The following is a 15,028-nucleotide window of genomic DNA, read 5'->3' on the forward strand; positions in this document are numbered from 1 at the left end:
GCCCGGACGACATCCTGATCACAGGATCGAGACCATCAAGGGAGAAGAGGCGGCCCCTCTTCTCCCTTTCTTTTTCTTCTCCCGAAACTGTCACCAAGCCGGCCTATCGGGGCGGCGCGGGAGGAGAAGACCAATGTTCGCAAGGACCTCAAGGCTGATGCTGCGCCCCGCCTGGGCCGAGGACGCGCGCGTGCTTGGTAACCTGCTTGCGGATGCGATGATCTGCCGCGCTCTCTGGCACCCTGTGGACCAAGGCGACTGGGTCCCTCAGCCCAGCGATCCGTTGCTGCCGTCGCTGCTCATCTTCGAACGCACGTCAGGCGCCCCTCGACTAATCGGCGCTTGCGGCCTCTCGCGGCGCGCATCGGGTGCGCTTGTCCTGAAGGTCTGGATCGATCCGGCGCAGCGCGGACGGGGTTTCGCCAGCGAGGCTTGCGCGGCCTTGCTCGAGATTGCGGCAACGCTTGGCTTCCGCCAGATCGAGGCCGGTCACGAGGCAGACGACCCCGCGGCAGCGGCGCTGCTCGGCAAGCTGGGTTTCCGATCGACGGGTCTGGCCGCTCTACCGTCGGGCAAGTCCAGCAAGCGACAGGTGCCGACCAATCTGCTTCGTGCGCGCCTGTGCGACAAGCGGGAGGCGCTCGCCGCCTGATCAGGCCGCGCCGCGAACCTTGCGGGCAGGCTCGGGCGATGGTGCCTGGCCTTCCTCGTAAGCGCGCAGCAGCTCGCGGTCGTCGATCTTCCAAGGGTGGAAGCCGGGCAGGAAGTAACTGAGCCACGGACCCGCCACCTTGCGGAACATGCCCGGCCTGCCGAACAGATACCAAAGCAGGCTCGCATTGGCTTTTGGTCCGGTCACACCGTCCTGCCGCATCAGCTCCAGCGCTCCGGCAGCGCGGTCCTTGATGAAGTGGCTGGTAATGATCAGCATCACTTGCGCCTTGACCCGCCAGCGTTTGGCCCGCGACCAGGTCTTCGTCGCATGCATCCAGGTGTCGAACGCCACCGCCTTATGCTCGATCTCCTCGACCGCATGCCAGCGCCAGAGCTCCGCAACGCTGGGGTCGGCACCATCCAAATGTTTGGAGTTCTTCAGAAGCTCGTGCGCGAACATGGCGGTGAAATGCTCGAGCGCCATTGTTGCGGCGAGTCCGACGATCGGCGGCTTGCCATTAAGCAATGACAGCCGCTCGTCGACTTTTGCCTCCAACCTGGTCAGGTCGTAACCGACGTCGGAGGCGAGCCGATTGAAGGCCAGATGCTCGCGGCTGTGGATCGCCTCCTGCGTGGTGAACGCCCTGATTTCACTAGCCAGGTGCGGCGGCACACCGTCGCGAAACGCGCGCACGCTTTCGACGAAAAAGGCCTCGCCCTTTGGAAAGGTGGCGGACAATGCGTTGAATATCGCCGTCGCGGTGATGTTGCCGCCGTGCCATAGCCGCGATGCGGGCTGCGTACGTGCAAACCGTCGGTCTCGGGGCAGGATGCTGAGGTCGCTCGGAGTTCGAGTCTCGATCACGGTAGCCATGGCTTGGAAGTAGGAATACTGACATTGGTGTCAATATCTCGCCAGCGCCTGAACCAGTCCGAGAGCCGGTCTGTCGCATTGGAGGCCGCACGCCGGATCCTCATCGACAAGGGGCCTCAGGCGGTGACACTGAAGGCGGTCGCTGCCGAGATCGGCCGCACCCACGCCAATCTCCTCCACCATTTCGGTTCAGCGGCCGGTCTCCAGGCGGAGCTTGCCCGAACCATCGCCGACCGGGTCAACGCCGCCATCGCCGAGGCGGTGCAGCGCTTTCGTGAGGGACGCAGCGCCCCGAAAGAGATCGTCGACCTAGTCTTCGACGCGTTCGACCGGGAAGGTGCCGGCGCGCTGGCCGCCTGGATGATCCTCAACGGCAACAAGGAAGCATTGAACCCGGTGCTGGGGGCCATTCATGATCTGGTTGACCGACTGGCACAGGGTCAGCCGGGCCGCCCCGTACCGGAAGTGACGCTTTCGCTGATCCTCGGGGCCGTTGGCGACAGCCTGCTTGGCCAGCCGATCGCACAGGCGCTGGGCTTGCCCGGCGATGCCGCACGCCGTCTCGCTTTGGAGACCCTGGTCCGGCAGCTCGGCTGCTAAGGTGGCAATCCAGGCTCGCTGCGCCTAACTGGCGCCTATGCATTTTCTCGACCAGGCCAAGATCTTCATCCGCTCCGGCGCGGGCGGCCCCGGTGCCGTCAGCTTTCGGCGGGAGAAGTTCATCGAGTACGGCGGCCCCGACGGCGGCGATGGCGGCAAGGGGGGCGACATCGTCTTCGAGGCGGTGGCAGGCCTCAATACCCTGATTGATTTTCGCTACACACAGCATTTCCGCGCGCCGCGGGGCAAAGGCGGCTCCGGCTCCAACCGCACCGGCGCGGGCGGCGACGATCTCGTCATCAAGGTGCCGGTAGGGACGCAGGTACTCGCAGACGACGAGGAGCGCAGCCTGCTGGCCGACCTGACGGAAGTGGGTCAGCGCATCACCCTGTTGCGTGGCGGCGACGGCGGGCGCGGCAATGCCAGTTACAAGAGCTCTACCAATCGCGCCCCGCGCCAGCACGGCACCGGCTGGCCGAGCGAGGAGATGTGGGTCTGGCTCCGGCTGAAACTGCTCGCCGACGTCGGTCTCGTGGGCCTTCCCAACGCCGGCAAGTCGACCTTCCTTAACGCCACGACCAATGCTGCGGCCAAAGTCGGCGATTACCCCTTCACCACTCTTCGGCCTCAGCTTGGGGTCGTCCGCCACAAGGGACGCGAATTCGTCCTGGCCGACATTCCCGGGCTGATTGAGGGTGCGGCCGAGGGCGCCGGGATCGGCGACCGTTTCCTCGGCCACGTCGAGCGCTGCCGACTGCTGCTTCACCTCGTGGACGCGGCAAGCGATGACCCGGTGGAATCCTGGGAAATCGTCCGCGGCGAGCTGGAAGCCTATGGCGCCGGTCTCGAGGACAAGCCGGAAGTGCTTGCGCTCAGCCGCTCCGACCTCGTCGATGAGGAAGAGCTTGCGGGGAAGTCGGCCGCGCTGTCCGACGCTGCCGGGATTGATCCCTTGCCCGTCTCAGCGCCCACAGCGGACGGTCTTGAGCCACTTCTGGATCGCATCGTCGAAGCGCTAGGTGGTGAAGAGGTGCCCAAGGTTGTGGAAGACGAGCCCGCAGACAAGGACTGGTCGCCGCTGTGAAGGTGGCGGTGACCGGCGGGACCGGCTTCATCGGATCTCGCCTTCTTGAACAAGCACCCTCCGGCTGGAAGATCGCCGCCCTGACTCGCCGGTCGATGAAGCCGCGTCGTGGCGTGACCTGGATCGAAGGCGCGCTGGACGATCGGCAATCTCTGGCAGCCCTGGTCAAAGGCGCGAACGCGGTCATCCACATGGCCGGCACAATCTCCGGCCGCACGGCGCAGGATTTCGATATTCCCAATGTCGAGGGCACGCGTACCCTGCTCGAGGCGGCCCAGGCTGCCGGTGTGCGCCGCTTTGTCCACGTGTCGTCGCTCGCCGCTCGGGAACCGTCCGTGTCCATGTACGGTGGGTCGAAGTCCCGGTCAGAGGACGTGGTGCGCGCCTCGACACTGAACTGGGTGATCGTTCGCCCACCCGCGGTCTACGGACCGGGCGACAAGGAAACGCTGGAGCTGTTCCGATGGGCGAAGCGCGGCATCGTCATGCTGCCGCCCGCCGGCCGCGCTTCGATCATCCATGCCGACGATCTGTCGCGCTTGCTGCTCCGGCTAGCAGACGGCGATGCGCCCTCCGGCATCATCTTCGAGCCTGACGACGGCTCGGGCGGCCTGGCTCACCCCGACCTTGCACGAGCACTCGGCAAGGCGACTGGACGCAGCCGGACCATCCCGGTCTCCATGCCGCGTTCCGCCTTGAAGATTGGCGCCCTGCTCGACCAAACAATCCGGCGCGAAGGCGCCAAGCTGACCCGCGATCGAGCGTCTTATTTCTGCCACCCCGACTGGACTTCCGCTCCAGAGCGCGCCGTGCCGCCTGAACTGTGGCAGCCAACCGTTAAGCTTGCTGACGGACTTGCGGCGACGGCGGAATGGTACAAGGCCAACGGCTGGCTCTAGGCGCCCTATTTGCGCCCCACTACGTTGCGAAAGGCTGGGCCGCTCTTTAGACGGAACCGCCATGACCGACCGTGCCGAAACACAAGCCAAGATCCTCTCCCTGATTGAGCCCTTCAACAAGAAGGGCGTCGAGGTGACGGAGGCGACCCGCTTCGCCCAAGACTTGGAGTGGGACAGCCTCACTGTGCTCGATTTCGTCGCCACTATCGAGGATGAGTTCGACGTCCTCATCAGCATGAACATGCAGGCCGAGATCGAGAATGTCGGCCAGCTCGTCGACGCGGTGGAAAAGCTCAAGGCCGCGTGACCGACCTCTTTTCCAAGTTCGACCCGCTGATCGAGCAGCGCCGCGCGCTTCTCGACACCGGCCTCACCGATCCGTTCAACCTCGTCATGGAGCGGGTCGAAAGCCCGACCGTTGCCATTTGCAATGGCCGCCGCACAATCCTGCTCGGCACCTACAATTACATGGGAATGACCTTCGACCCGGACGTGGTTGCGGCGGGCAAGAAGGCACTGGACGATTATGGCTCCGGCACCACCGGCAGCCGCGTGCTCAACGGCACCTACCAGGGCCATCGTGAGGTTGAGCAGGCCCTTCGCGAATTCTACGGCATGGACCATGCGATGGTCTTCTCGACCGGCTACCAGGCCAATCTCGGGATCATCTCGACGATCGCCGGCAAGGACGATTACATCGTCCTCGATATCGACAGTCACGCATCCATCTACGACGGCTGCTCTCTTGGGAACGCGCAGATCGTTCCCTTCCGTCACAACGACATCGACGCGCTCGAGAAGCGTCTGAAGCGCATTCCCGAAGGCGCCGGCAAGCTGGTCGTGCTGGAAGGCGTCTATTCAATGCTCGGCGACATTGCGCCGCTGAAGGAAATGGTTCGCGTCTCCAAGGAGAATGGCGCGATGGTGCTGGTCGACGAAGCCCACTCGATGGGCTTCATCGGCGAGCATGGCCGCGGCGTCGCCGAAGCGCAGGGCATCATCGACGATGTCGACTTCATCATCGGCACCTTCTCCAAGTCGGTCGGTACGGTCGGGGCTTTTGTGTCTCCAATCACCCCAAGTTCGAGATATTGCGTCTCGTCTGCCGCCCCTATGTTTTCACCGCCTCGCTTCCGCCTTCGGTCGTGGCCACCGCCGCCACCTCCATCCGCAAGCTGATGCACGGCGCCGACAAGCGGGCGCATCTCTGGGAAAACAGCCAACGGCTCCACGCCGGCTTGCGTGAGCTTGGCTTCAAGCTCGGGACCGATGAGCCGCAGTCCGCCATCATCGCCGTCATCATGCCCGACCTCGAGACGGGCGCCGCCATGTGGGAGGCCTTGCTGAAGGAGGGCCTTTACGTGAACCTCGCCCGTCCACCCGCAACACCCGCCAACATGACCCTGCTTCGCTGCTCGCTTTGCGCCGAGCACAGCGCCGAGCAGGTGGAGGAAATCCTCGGCATGTTCGCGGCCGCCGGGCGATCCGTGGGCTGCATCTGACGAGTTGCACTTCCGAACTTGCGTCGGGTCGCCTACACTGACGCCATGACGTCTGGGGTGGACGACGACGATCGCTTCGACTGGCGGGGCGGGGGAGCGGCAGCGGCGGCGCTACTTGCGGCGCTGATCCTGCTCGGCATGGTCTTCCTCGTCGCCCTGACCAACGATGCTCGGGAACGGGCATTGGCGAACGAGCGCCGGGCCTACGACGTGGCCCTTCTCGTTCGAAGCGTCGACGCCAGCATCTCCCGCTCGGAAGCAGCGCTGGGCCGCTTCGTCCTCGACGAACGCGTCGATCTCAGCGGCAACATCTACTACAGCCAGTGGCGGCTAGCAGAGCATCAGCTGGCCGAACTGCGGCGCCTTCTGGGCCGCAACGCCGACCAGCGCCGCCGCACCCAATACCTCGACAACCTCTTCCGCAAGCGTGGCGAGGAGCTTGCGGCCGCCGCCCGCGCCGCCGCCGCCAAGCAGGGGCAGGTCGGCCCCACGTTGTTCTACGTCGCCTCCCAGTCGCCAACCGGCCCGGAGCTCAGCCGAACCCTCGACACGATCGCAAAGGCCGAGCGGCAGGCGCTACGTGCCCGGATTCAGCAGAGCGAAGTCTATTCCGCCGAGGCCGACCGCCTGTCCGACTACCTCAGCTGGCTCGGCCTCCTGGTCGGCGCAGGCGCGATTTTCCTCGGCCTGATCGCGGTTCAGGCGGTCCGACAGAATGCCGCCAGCCGCCGCGAGGCCGAGGGTGAAGCATACCGCGCCGAGTCCTTGGAAATGGCCGTTGAGGCACGCACCCAGGAGCTTCGCGCCGCCAATGAGGCGCTCCGTGCCGAGGCTGAGGAGCGCGAGGCGGCCGAGGCGCAGCTTCGGCAAGTCCAGAAGATGGAGGCGGTGGGGCAACTCACCGGCGGCATCGCGCACGACTTCAACAACATGCTTGCAGTGGTGGTCGGCGGCATCGATCTCGCCCGCCGGCGGCTCAATGGCCCTCGGCGCGAGATCATGACCCACCTCAACAATGCGATGGAGGGCGCCACCCGCGCCGCCGCACTGACGCGGCGGCTTCTATCCTTCGCCCGGTCGGAGCCCTTGCTGCCGGACAGCGTCGATCCGGCCGAACTCGTCACGGGAATGTCGGACCTGCTAGACCGCACCATCGGCGAGCGGATCCAGGTCGAAGTCGATGCGGTCCCCGGAACTTGGCCCATCTACGTCGACTCGCACCAGCTCGAAAACGCCATTGTCAACCTCGCGGTCAATGCCCGGGACGCGATGGAAGGCGTGGGAAGGATGCAGGTCAGCACCCGCAACGTCACTCTTGCCGCAGGCGAAATCGGCGACGTTCAGGCCGGCGACTATGTCCGCATCAGCGTCAGCGACACCGGCTGCGGCATGGCTCCGGAGGTGATCGAGCGCGCATTCGAGCCTTTCTTCACCACCAAGCCGGTCGGCAAGGGCACTGGTCTCGGCCTCAGCCAGATCTTCGGATTCGCCCATCAGTCGGGCGGCGAGGTCGGCATCGAAAGCGTGGTCGGCAAAGGAACCACGGTCTCCATCTACCTTCCCCGCAGCGCTGCACCCGCGGTCACGACGGCTGCCATGGGCATGATGCAGGATCAGGATGACGTTCGGGTCACCGGCGCGCGCATCCTCGTTGTCGAGGATGACCCCAGGGTGCGCGCCTCCACCATCGGCGCGCTTGAAGATCTGGAATATCGGCCGGTTGCCTGCGCCAGCGGCGCCGAAGCGCTTCAGCTCTTCCGAACCGACTTGTTCGATCTCGTGATCAGCGACGTCATCATGCCCGAGATGACCGGGCCTGAGATGATCCGGAAACTAAAGGCGGAGCATGACCATTTCGCGGTGCTGTTCGTCACCGGCTACGTCGGCGAAGGGGAGAGCGACGACCTGGCCGGCTACGAGCTGCTGCGCAAGCCGTTCACCGTAAGCGCACTGGCCAGTGCCGTGGCCGCGGCGCTGTCCCGAACGCCTAGCGAACCGCGCCCGCTCGCAGCAGCCGCGGCGCAAGGCTGAGCGCGGCCAGAAGTGGCCAGCGCCGCTGCCACGGCTTGATCTCGATGGTGGTGCCGGCGTGGCGGTTGATCTTCCACGCTATGTAATCGATCCCGCCCGCGAACGTGGCGCTCGCCTTGGCTAAGCGCGCCACCGACAAGGCCTTGCCTTCCAGCCTCCGTCGGCGCCAACTCGGCTGTTTCGCGGCGTTTGCGGGTCGCTCGAGTTGCGCAGCTTCTCCGAACCGGCGGTAGCGGTCCGGGTCGGAATCCACCACCGACGCTGCCCGCCCCTTCCGCTCCGCTCGCAGCTCGGCGGAATAGGTCAGCGCGAAGGCACGGCGCCAGCGGTCCAGCAGCGGCTCGCCCGCTACCTCGCCTGCCGCGGCGAACAAGGTCGGAACCGCGCGGCTGACGGCGTCGATCGCATGCGCCTTCGCTTGTTCGCTGCTCGTCCAGACGAGCCGCGATGGCTGGGCAAAGCGCGCCCACACCGACACGCTGCCCGTTTCCGGCCCATTGAGCCGATGGAAGTCCGCCTCGCTTAGCACCGCATATTTGGCGACGAGGCGGTCGTGCTCGAAATAGAAGACGTTGGGCGGGATCAGCCGGTTTGCCGTTGCCAGCCAACGCTTTGCGTAGGCCTGCCGATAACTGGAAACAATCAGGTAGAAGTCGAGCATCAGCCCGTCGAATTGCCGCTCGCGCAGGCAGGAGCCGTAGAAGAGGACCGCGCGCGCGGCGCCCGGATGCTGGCCGGCGATCGCAACAGCCATGCTTGCGACCTTGGGTTGGACCGGCTGAAGAAGTTCCTGCTCGACCAGGCCTCGAAGGTCGTACATCGCTTGGCTTAGGCGGCGAGGCGGACGAACGACAATGGCTGGGCGGCGCGAAGCACGATTGGCTGGCCGATCTGGGCCCGAAAGGTCTCGCCGTCCAGGATGACGTCGGAGCGATCGCCCTCGATCTGGACCTCGTCCGTCTCCTGGAAGTGCACCCCCTGGAGCTTGGATCGGCCAAGCTTACCCATCAGCGTGGCCACCAAAGCGCGCAGGACGGATAGCGGCCGCTCGTCGATCGCCAGAAGCTTGAGCGACCCCGGACGATGGGCGCCGCCAAGCTCACTGGACAGCAACAAGCGCTCAAGCGTCGTCACGGCAAGCAGCGAGAAACGCCCGTTCAGCCGCTCGCTCTTCGAAGAGACCTGCAGCGGGGACGGGTGGGGCGGCAGGAAGCTTGCGCGCAGATGCAGGAAAATCCGCATCAGAACGGCGAAAGCGGTGATCACGTGGCTGATCCCGTTCGGAAGGCCCAACGGATAGATTTTATGGCGGCAGTAGAGCATCACATCCGCAAGCCCAGCGCCGCCGAGGAACATGCCGATGACCGGCACCTGCGCCTCCGAGTGGCGAAGCGCGATCAGCTCCTTTGCGACCAGATGCTCGTTCAGTTCGCTCCGCGCAATCTCCAGCAGCCTCTCCAGCGCCGAGATCGGATCGCCCCGCGCACCGAGGTCAAGCGCGATGAGGTTGGTCTTGCCGCTCGGCAGCACTGCTACTGGCGGCGGCGCGTCGCCGAAGTGCGCGCCGTTGTGAATCTCCGTCAGCGCCGCCTGAACCGTCCCGTCGCCGCCGTTGATCACCAGGACCTTGGGCCGGATGCGCGCGATCGTCTTCAGTGCCTCGCCGATCTGGTCGGCCTTCTCCACCTCATAATGGAAGATGTCGGGGTGCTCGGCGCAAAAGGCGCGGATCCGCGGCAGCTGGGCGAGGTTGCCGGTCGACTTGGGGTTAGACAGCAAGGCGATCCGCGGACGGCGCGACGGAACGGCCGGTGCTTCGAGCCCGGACACGGCGGCTGCGCTGTCTCCACTGATCATTGGCGTCTGAAATAACTTCACGATCGGCACTCGACGGCGCTAGGGCATGACCCCAGGCATCCGTCTTGGGTGCTCTCTTCGGACCGCTTTGCGGCCAAATGATGGTGTTGGAACGTTTTCACGTGCGCGGACTGCCGCTGATCGACCGCTACCTCGCGCGCTCCATCGCGGTGCCGTTGCTCGGCACCCTGATCCTCGCCGCCATGCTGCTCGTGCTGGACAAGATGCTACGCCTGTTCGACTTCGTGGTCGCCGCCGGCGGCCCGGTCAGCGTCGTCTGGCGCATGCTTGCCAATTTGCTGCCGGAATATCTTGGGCTTGGTATCCCGATCGGCCTGATGCTCGGCATCCTGCTCGCCTTCCGCAAGCTGGCCCTGTCATCGGAGCTTGACGCCCTGCGCGGCATCGGCGCCGGCTACGGCCGTCTGCTACGGGTGCCCTACGCTTACGCCATTCCGCTGATGCTGCTGAACTTCGGCATCATCGGTTACCTCCAGCCACTATCCAATTATCGCTACGAAGGCCTCCGCTTCGACCTTCGCTCCGGCGCGTTGGGCGCGTCGATCAAGGTCGGTGAGTTCAACAATCTCGGCCGGCGCATGACGTTGCGGATCGACCGAAGCGAGGAGAAGGGGACGCAGCTCCACGGCATCTTCGTTCAGGTCGACGACAACAAGTCGGGGATGTCGGTCGCGGCTACCGCCGAAAGCGGCCGGTTCCTGTCGACCGATGATCCCGACGTCATCCTGTTCCGACTTGAAAAGGGCCGCCTCATTCAGGACTCGCCCAAGTTCGCGACCCCTCGCACCTTGTCGTTCAACAGCTACGACCTGCCGATCAACCTTCCGGCCGTCGACCGTTTCCGCAACCGCGGCAACGACCTGGAGGAACTGACCAGCAACGAACTGTTCCGCGAGGGCTATCTCCGCAATAATCCGGAGCTCAAGGTCGCGGCCCAGGCCAACTTCCATTACCGGCTCGTGGAAGTCCTCTCCATGATGCTGCTGCCCTTGCTCGCCATCGCGCTTGCCGTTCCGCCGAAACGCAGTTCCTCGGCACTCGGCATCTTCGTCGGCATCATCGTCATCGTGGCCTACCACAAGATCAACCAGTATGGGGCGCGGATGGGGGAGAACGGTCGCCTCGATCCCGTGCTTGCCCTGTGGGTACCGTTCGCCTTGTTCGCCGGAATGATCGGCTGGATGTATCACGTCATCGCCCACAAGCCCGGCGGCCAGCCGATCGGCGCACTCGAGCGCTTCTTCGCGATCGTCGCAAAGTCGGTCCGCCGCCTTCTGCCGCAGGGCCGGGCGGCATGATCAATCTCAGCTTCTTCCCGTCCCGCCAGATCGCTTTTTACACGATCAAGCTGTTCGTCTCGCGCAGCCTCGCGGTGCTGCTCGCCCTCGTGCTGATCCTGATGACGCTCGATCTGTTGGGCGAGTCCGGCAAGATCCTCGCCGTGCCCGGCAACGGCGAGGCGGAGTTGTGGCATTATGTCTCGCTGCGCGTGCCGATCCTGGTTGCGCGCTTCCTGCCCTTCTCGGTCCTGCTTGGCACCCTCATCGCCTTCGTCGGTCTCAACCAGAATAGCGAAATCGTCTCGATGAAGGCGGCAGGCATTTCCGCCCATCAAATCCTCGCACCCCTGGTTCTGGCGAGCTTCGGCGTCGCTGCCTTGTCCTTCGCCTTCAACGAGCGCGTCGTCGTCAACGCCACCCGCACCGTGACCGCCTGGAGCGATAATGACTATAAGCCCGTGCCCGCCGAAAGCGGTATCGTCAGCAATGTATGGCTTTTGAGCGGCCCCGATTACATCCGCGCCGGCCATGTCGGCGGCACCGGCCGCGGCTTCCATGCCGAGCATGTCACCATCTACGAGCGGCGCGGCGGCATCCTCCAGCGGATCGTTCAGGCGGACCGCGCCGAACCCGCGGACGATCACTGGCGCCTTACAAATGTACGCATCTACGACGCGGCGATGAACTTCGTCCGCAAGCAACCGGAGCTTGCCGCCATGAACGGCGTCTCCCCGGCCGCCCTGACTCTTGCCAAGGTCGACCCGGACGAGCTCGACTTCTTCACACTGAAGCAGCGCGTCGAGCAGATGCGCGTCGCCGGCCGCCCGACCGAAGCCGCCGAGGCAGGTCTGTGGCACAAGGTCGCCGGCCCGATGTCCGCCGTCCTCATGCCGCTCTTAGCCGCCGTTGCCGCCTTCGGCCTCGCCCGCTCGGGCCAGGTGCTGCTGCGTGCAGTCACCGGCATGGCGCTCGGCTTCGCTTATTTCGTCGCAGACAACTTCAGCATCGCGATGGGCAATGTCGGCGCCTACCCGCCGCTGCTCGCGGCCTGGTCGCCGTTCCTGCTCTTCCTGCTAATCGGGGAAACTGTGCTCATAAGGTCGGAAGAGTAATCCGGACAAAGACTGGGAGGGTTGCCGTTCAACCGGGCGCTTCATAAACAAGCGCTGCTCGGCTGCGGGGGGGGGAATGCGTGAAGCCTTTTGTCAGCCGCGGCGCGGCTTTCCTCCTTTGCACCACCCTGCTCAGCGGCCACGCGCACGCGCAGGATAGCGCGCCTCCACCAGCCGCGGACGACCCGAACACGATCGTCGTCACCGGCTATCGCGGTTCCGCGATCAAGAAGGTCGCGCCGCTCGCCACCCTTGATGAAGAGGCGATCGCCGCCACGGGTGCCAGCAGCATGTCGGACCTGCTCAAGGCTGTCGCCCCCGTCACCAAGTCCGCCGACGGCTCTGACCCCATCTTCCTTCTCAATGGCCAGCGCATCTCCAGCTATCAGGAGGTCGGCACCTTGCCGCCCGAAGCGATCGCCAAGATGGAGGTGCTGCCCGAGCCGGAGGCGCTGCGCTTCGGCTATCCCCCGACCCGCCGGGTGCTCAACTTCATCACCAAGCCACAATTCCAGCAGACCGAAATCAATCTCGGCCTTGGCACCACCACCCACCTCGGCGGCCTTTCGGGCAATGCCAAGCTGGGCGTCACCCGCCTTAGGGGCAGCTCCCGCCTGTCGCTCAACCTCGAACATAAGCGCACGGGAACGATCAGCTTGTCCGAGCGCGAGGTGCTCGCCAATCCGGACATTGTCTTCGATGCGGTCGGGAACATCACGGCCATGGACGGCGGCGAGATCGACCCGGCGCTGTCAGCGCTTGCGGGAACGCCTGTCACCGTTGCGCCCGTGCCCACCGGCGCCGCGCTCACCCTCGGCAACTTCGCCGGAGACGCCAACCGCCCGCGCCTCTTTCTCTACCCCGGCACCGGACTCAGTCCCGAAAATCACACCAGCAAGGCGGAAGTCACCTGGGGCGACCGCATCGGCCAGCTTGGCGCCTCACTCAGCCTTGGTGCCGAGCGAAGCCGCAACGACCTCATCTCGGGTCCCTCCACCGCCCGCCTGCTGGTGCCAAGCACAATCCCTTATTCGCCCTTCGGCTCCCCGGTCGTCCTCAATCGTTACCTGACCGAGGCGGACTTACTCACCCAGTCGCAGGTCACCACTAAGCTGCGCGGCGCCGGCACCTTGCGCGGCGCCATTGCCGGCTGGCGCTGGGATCTCACCGGCTCGGTGGAACAGCAGGTCGGGCGCGGCATCAGCGAGATCAGGTACGACGTCGGTCAGGCCAACGCCGCCATCGCCGCCGGCGCCAACCCCTTCATCCCCCTGGACCCCGCTTTGCTCGGGGACCCGTTGACCAACCGCTCTCGCCTCAGAACCCGGACCATAGGCGCCAAGTCGGTCGTCACCAACAGCCCGCTGCATCTCCCCGCCGGCGATGTCAGCGTTACGGCGACGGCGGAGGTTGAGCGCGCAACCGCCAGCTCGCGCACCCGAGGTGCCGACCCGTTCCGCCTCGACCTTGGGCGCACCCGCAAGGAGGGCAGTCTTGCCCTCGACATCCCCATAGCTTCACGCGACGACAACGTCCTTCCCTGGGCCGGCACCCTGTCGCTGAACGGCTCGGCCACCGCGCGTCATATCGGCGGGTACGGCATGCTCACCGACCGCACCGCCGGCCTGTCCTGGACACCGCGCAAGCGCATTCAACTGCTGCTCCAGGACAAGAGCATCGGCACCGCTCCGCCGCTGGACCAGCTCTCCTCACCGGCCTCCACGCTGATCGACATTCCCGTCTTCGACTATACGGCCGGCCGAACGGAGCTTGTGACGCTCACCACCGGCGGCAATCCCGACCTCAAGGCCGAGCGCCGCCGTACGCGCTCCCTCGCGGTAAACTGGCAGCCGTGGGAGAAGCGCCAATGGCGAGTGAGCGCCACCTATGAGGACGTCACCATCCGCAATCAAACAGGCCTCGTGCGCGCCGTTACTCCGCGGGCCGAATCCGTGCTTCCCGACCTGTTCGTCCGCGATCCGGCGTCAGACCGTCTGACCGCCGTCTTCTACCGCCCAACCAACTTTTATGAAGAGCGCTTGAAGCAGCTGAACGTCGTCTTCTCGCTCTCGGGCACGCTCGGCAAGGAAAAGCCCCAGGGCAAGGACGGCAAGAGCCCGCCACAGCTCACTTACTATGGCGGCGTCGGACCCACCTACCGTTTCACCGACAAGCTTCGGCTCCGGCCCGGCACCGCTGCCTTCGACCTGCTCAACGGGGACACCATCCAGGGCTGGAATACCGGCCGCTTTTCGACCTGGTACTACTTCTCGCTCAATCATCCCGCCATCAACTTCCATGTCGATGGATGGATGGGTGGCAGATACCGCGTCCTCACCGGCAACCCCGCCTCGGACCTTTATTACTCGTCCCTGATAAAGCTGAACGCCAGCACCGACTTAAACCTTTTCGCAGTCTTCCAGGGCCGCGAATGGGCCCGCAAACTGCACCTCAAGCTCGAGGTCGAAAACTTGCTCGATAGCTGGGCGCGGGCTGAGGATGGCTTCGGCAATGTGCCGGTCCGCAATCAGCGGGCCTTTTCCGATCCGGTCGGGCGCACCGTCACTCTGTCGCTGCGCAAGCGGTTCAACAAGGAATAGCCGACGCAGCGGGTACCGGGCACAGGTCGCCGACGTCTACTCGACGTCGCTGAAATCCTGTGTCAGCTGAGTGGACGTCCCTCGGTAGCAGTAAACGGGATTACCCCGACACCGCCGCGCTCAAGGACAAGCTCGATGCAATTCACACCGCTGCCCTGATCACGAGTCGGGATGAACATGGTTCGGGCGGACGGCCATTGGGCCCGGGCATCCTCCTCGGACAGACCGCCCTCCTTCGCCCAACGTCGATAGGCATCCGCAACTTGCGCCTCATACCGGGGCGACGCGCTGTCGTTCCTAGCCGGGGACACGTCGGGAGCGCGGTTCAACGACCCCAGCATATAGCCGCCCGCAACCAGCACGGCTGCCGAAGTGGCAAGCATGACGGTGCGGGCGAAACTCATGCTTGCTTAATTGCTGTGCATCGGGACGCGCGCAACGGGTGGACAGCGACGATTCGTATGGAAGAGGCGCAAGCTGCTAAACTTCGTTCGGCAAGCCAGAACAAAGCTTC

General features: G+C 65.0%; 13 protein-coding genes and 1 pseudogene. 10 read left to right on the plus strand and 4 right to left on the minus strand.

Going from position 1 to position 15,028, the window contains the following annotated elements; translation table 11 throughout:
• Positions 1 to 133 precede the first annotated feature (133 nt).
• Entirely contained in the window at positions 134 to 652 is a 519-nt protein-coding gene (locus G7077_RS05525; RefSeq protein WP_166410837.1) for a GNAT family N-acetyltransferase, read from the plus strand.
• Here G7077_RS05525 and G7077_RS05530 read toward each other — a convergent pair whose 3' ends face one another.
• Positions 653 to 1,528: a metal-dependent hydrolase gene (locus G7077_RS05530; RefSeq protein ID WP_166410838.1), complete on the minus strand. Its 876-nt coding sequence runs from the start codon at positions 1,526 to 1,528 to the stop codon at positions 653 to 655.
• Positions 1,529 to 1,555: 27 nt separating this feature from the next.
• Here G7077_RS05530 and G7077_RS05535 point away from each other — a divergent pair, with 27 nt between their 5' ends.
• From G7077_RS05535 to G7077_RS05560, 6 genes and pseudogenes are all read left to right on the plus strand, one after another.
• Positions 1,556 to 2,128 carry a TetR family transcriptional regulator gene (locus G7077_RS05535; protein WP_166410839.1) on the plus strand — a complete coding sequence of 191 codons (573 nt, stop codon included), beginning with the start codon at positions 1,556 to 1,558 and terminating at the stop codon, positions 2,126 to 2,128.
• A gap of 37 nt (positions 2,129 to 2,165) precedes the next feature.
• Positions 2,166 to 3,212, plus strand: coding sequence for a GTPase ObgE (obgE, locus tag G7077_RS05540; RefSeq protein WP_166410840.1), 1,047 nt, complete (start codon positions 2,166 to 2,168; stop codon positions 3,210 to 3,212).
• 8 nt (positions 3,213 to 3,220) lie between these two features.
• Positions 3,221 to 4,111 carry an NAD-dependent epimerase/dehydratase family protein gene (locus G7077_RS05545; protein ID WP_343040019.1) on the plus strand — a complete coding sequence of 297 codons (891 nt, stop codon included), beginning with the start codon at positions 3,221 to 3,223 and terminating at the stop codon, positions 4,109 to 4,111.
• 61 nt (positions 4,112 to 4,172) lie between these two features.
• A complete protein-coding gene (locus G7077_RS05550) occupies positions 4,173 to 4,418 on the plus strand; it encodes an acyl carrier protein (RefSeq protein ID WP_166410841.1) in 246 nt (81 codons plus the stop codon).
• A pseudogene (gene spt / locus G7077_RS05555) lies at positions 4,415 to 5,613 on the plus strand (serine palmitoyltransferase). The gene G7077_RS05550 and the pseudogene spt overlap by 4 nt, the downstream one beginning before the upstream one ends.
• Before the next feature lie 57 nt (positions 5,614 to 5,670).
• The gene (locus G7077_RS05560; RefSeq protein WP_246167420.1) at positions 5,671 to 7,644 is read left to right on the plus strand and encodes an ATP-binding protein; all 1,974 of its coding nucleotides are present in this window, start codon (positions 5,671 to 5,673) and stop codon (positions 7,642 to 7,644) included.
• On the opposite strand, the gene G7077_RS05565 is transcribed toward G7077_RS05560, so the two are convergent.
• Both G7077_RS05565 and G7077_RS05570 read right to left on the minus strand, forming a co-directional pair.
• Positions 7,601 to 8,464, minus strand: a complete 864-nt coding sequence (locus G7077_RS05565) for a hypothetical protein (RefSeq protein WP_166410843.1) — start codon at positions 8,462 to 8,464, stop codon at positions 7,601 to 7,603. The two genes, G7077_RS05560 and G7077_RS05565, sit on opposite strands and share 44 nt — an antisense overlap.
• 8 nt (positions 8,465 to 8,472) lie before the next feature.
• Complete coding sequence (locus G7077_RS05570) at positions 8,473 to 9,501, minus strand: diacylglycerol/lipid kinase family protein (RefSeq protein WP_166410844.1); 1,029 nt, start codon at positions 9,499 to 9,501, stop codon at positions 8,473 to 8,475.
• Between the two features lie 98 nt (positions 9,502 to 9,599).
• Between G7077_RS05570 and lptF the strand changes: the two genes are divergently transcribed.
• The 3 genes from lptF (at position 9,600) to G7077_RS05585 (ending at position 14,514) form a co-directional block, all read left to right on the plus strand.
• Positions 9,600 to 10,820, plus strand: a complete 1,221-nt coding sequence (gene lptF / locus G7077_RS05575) for an LPS export ABC transporter permease LptF (protein WP_246167422.1) — start codon at positions 9,600 to 9,602, stop codon at positions 10,818 to 10,820.
• Complete coding sequence (gene lptG / locus G7077_RS05580; protein ID WP_206367703.1) at positions 10,817 to 11,914, plus strand: LPS export ABC transporter permease LptG; 1,098 nt, start codon at positions 10,817 to 10,819, stop codon at positions 11,912 to 11,914. The genes lptF and lptG overlap by 4 nt, the downstream gene beginning before the upstream one ends.
• Before the next feature lie 80 nt (positions 11,915 to 11,994).
• Positions 11,995 to 14,514 (plus strand): TonB-dependent receptor, encoded by a 2,520-nt coding sequence (locus G7077_RS05585; protein ID WP_166410845.1) that lies wholly within the window; start codon positions 11,995 to 11,997, stop codon positions 14,512 to 14,514.
• A gap of 62 nt (positions 14,515 to 14,576) precedes the next feature.
• Here the strand turns inward: G7077_RS05585 and G7077_RS05590 are convergent, their stop codons facing one another.
• Positions 14,577 to 14,918, minus strand: a complete 342-nt coding sequence (locus G7077_RS05590; RefSeq protein ID WP_166410846.1) for a hypothetical protein — start codon at positions 14,916 to 14,918, stop codon at positions 14,577 to 14,579.
• Between the last annotated feature and the right edge of the window lie 110 nt (positions 14,919 to 15,028).

The organism is Sphingomonas piscis, assembly GCF_011300455.1.
Classification (GTDB): Bacteria; Pseudomonadota; Alphaproteobacteria; order Sphingomonadales; family Sphingomonadaceae; genus Sphingomicrobium; species Sphingomicrobium piscis.

Coding starts and splice junctions, on each gene's coding strand:
- G7077_RS05525 (WP_166410837.1), top strand. CDS start 134: ATGTTCGCAAGGACCTCAAGGCTGATGCTGCGCCCCGCCTGGGCCGAG.
- G7077_RS05530 (WP_166410838.1), bottom strand. CDS start 1,528: ATGGCTACCGTGATCGAGACTCGAACTCCGAGCGACCTCAGCATCCTG.
- obgE (WP_166410840.1), top strand. CDS start 2,166: ATGCATTTTCTCGACCAGGCCAAGATCTTCATCCGCTCCGGCGCGGGC.
- G7077_RS05550 (WP_166410841.1), top strand. CDS start 4,173: ATGACCGACCGTGCCGAAACACAAGCCAAGATCCTCTCCCTGATTGAG.
- G7077_RS05565 (WP_166410843.1), bottom strand. CDS start 8,464: ATGTACGACCTTCGAGGCCTGGTCGAGCAGGAACTTCTTCAGCCGGTC.
- G7077_RS05570 (WP_166410844.1), bottom strand. CDS start 9,501: ATGATCAGTGGAGACAGCGCAGCCGCCGTGTCCGGGCTCGAAGCACCG.
- lptF (WP_246167422.1), top strand. CDS start 9,600: ATGATGGTGTTGGAACGTTTTCACGTGCGCGGACTGCCGCTGATCGAC.
- lptG (WP_206367703.1), top strand. CDS start 10,817: ATGATCAATCTCAGCTTCTTCCCGTCCCGCCAGATCGCTTTTTACACG.
- G7077_RS05590 (WP_166410846.1), bottom strand. CDS start 14,918: ATGAGTTTCGCCCGCACCGTCATGCTTGCCACTTCGGCAGCCGTGCTG.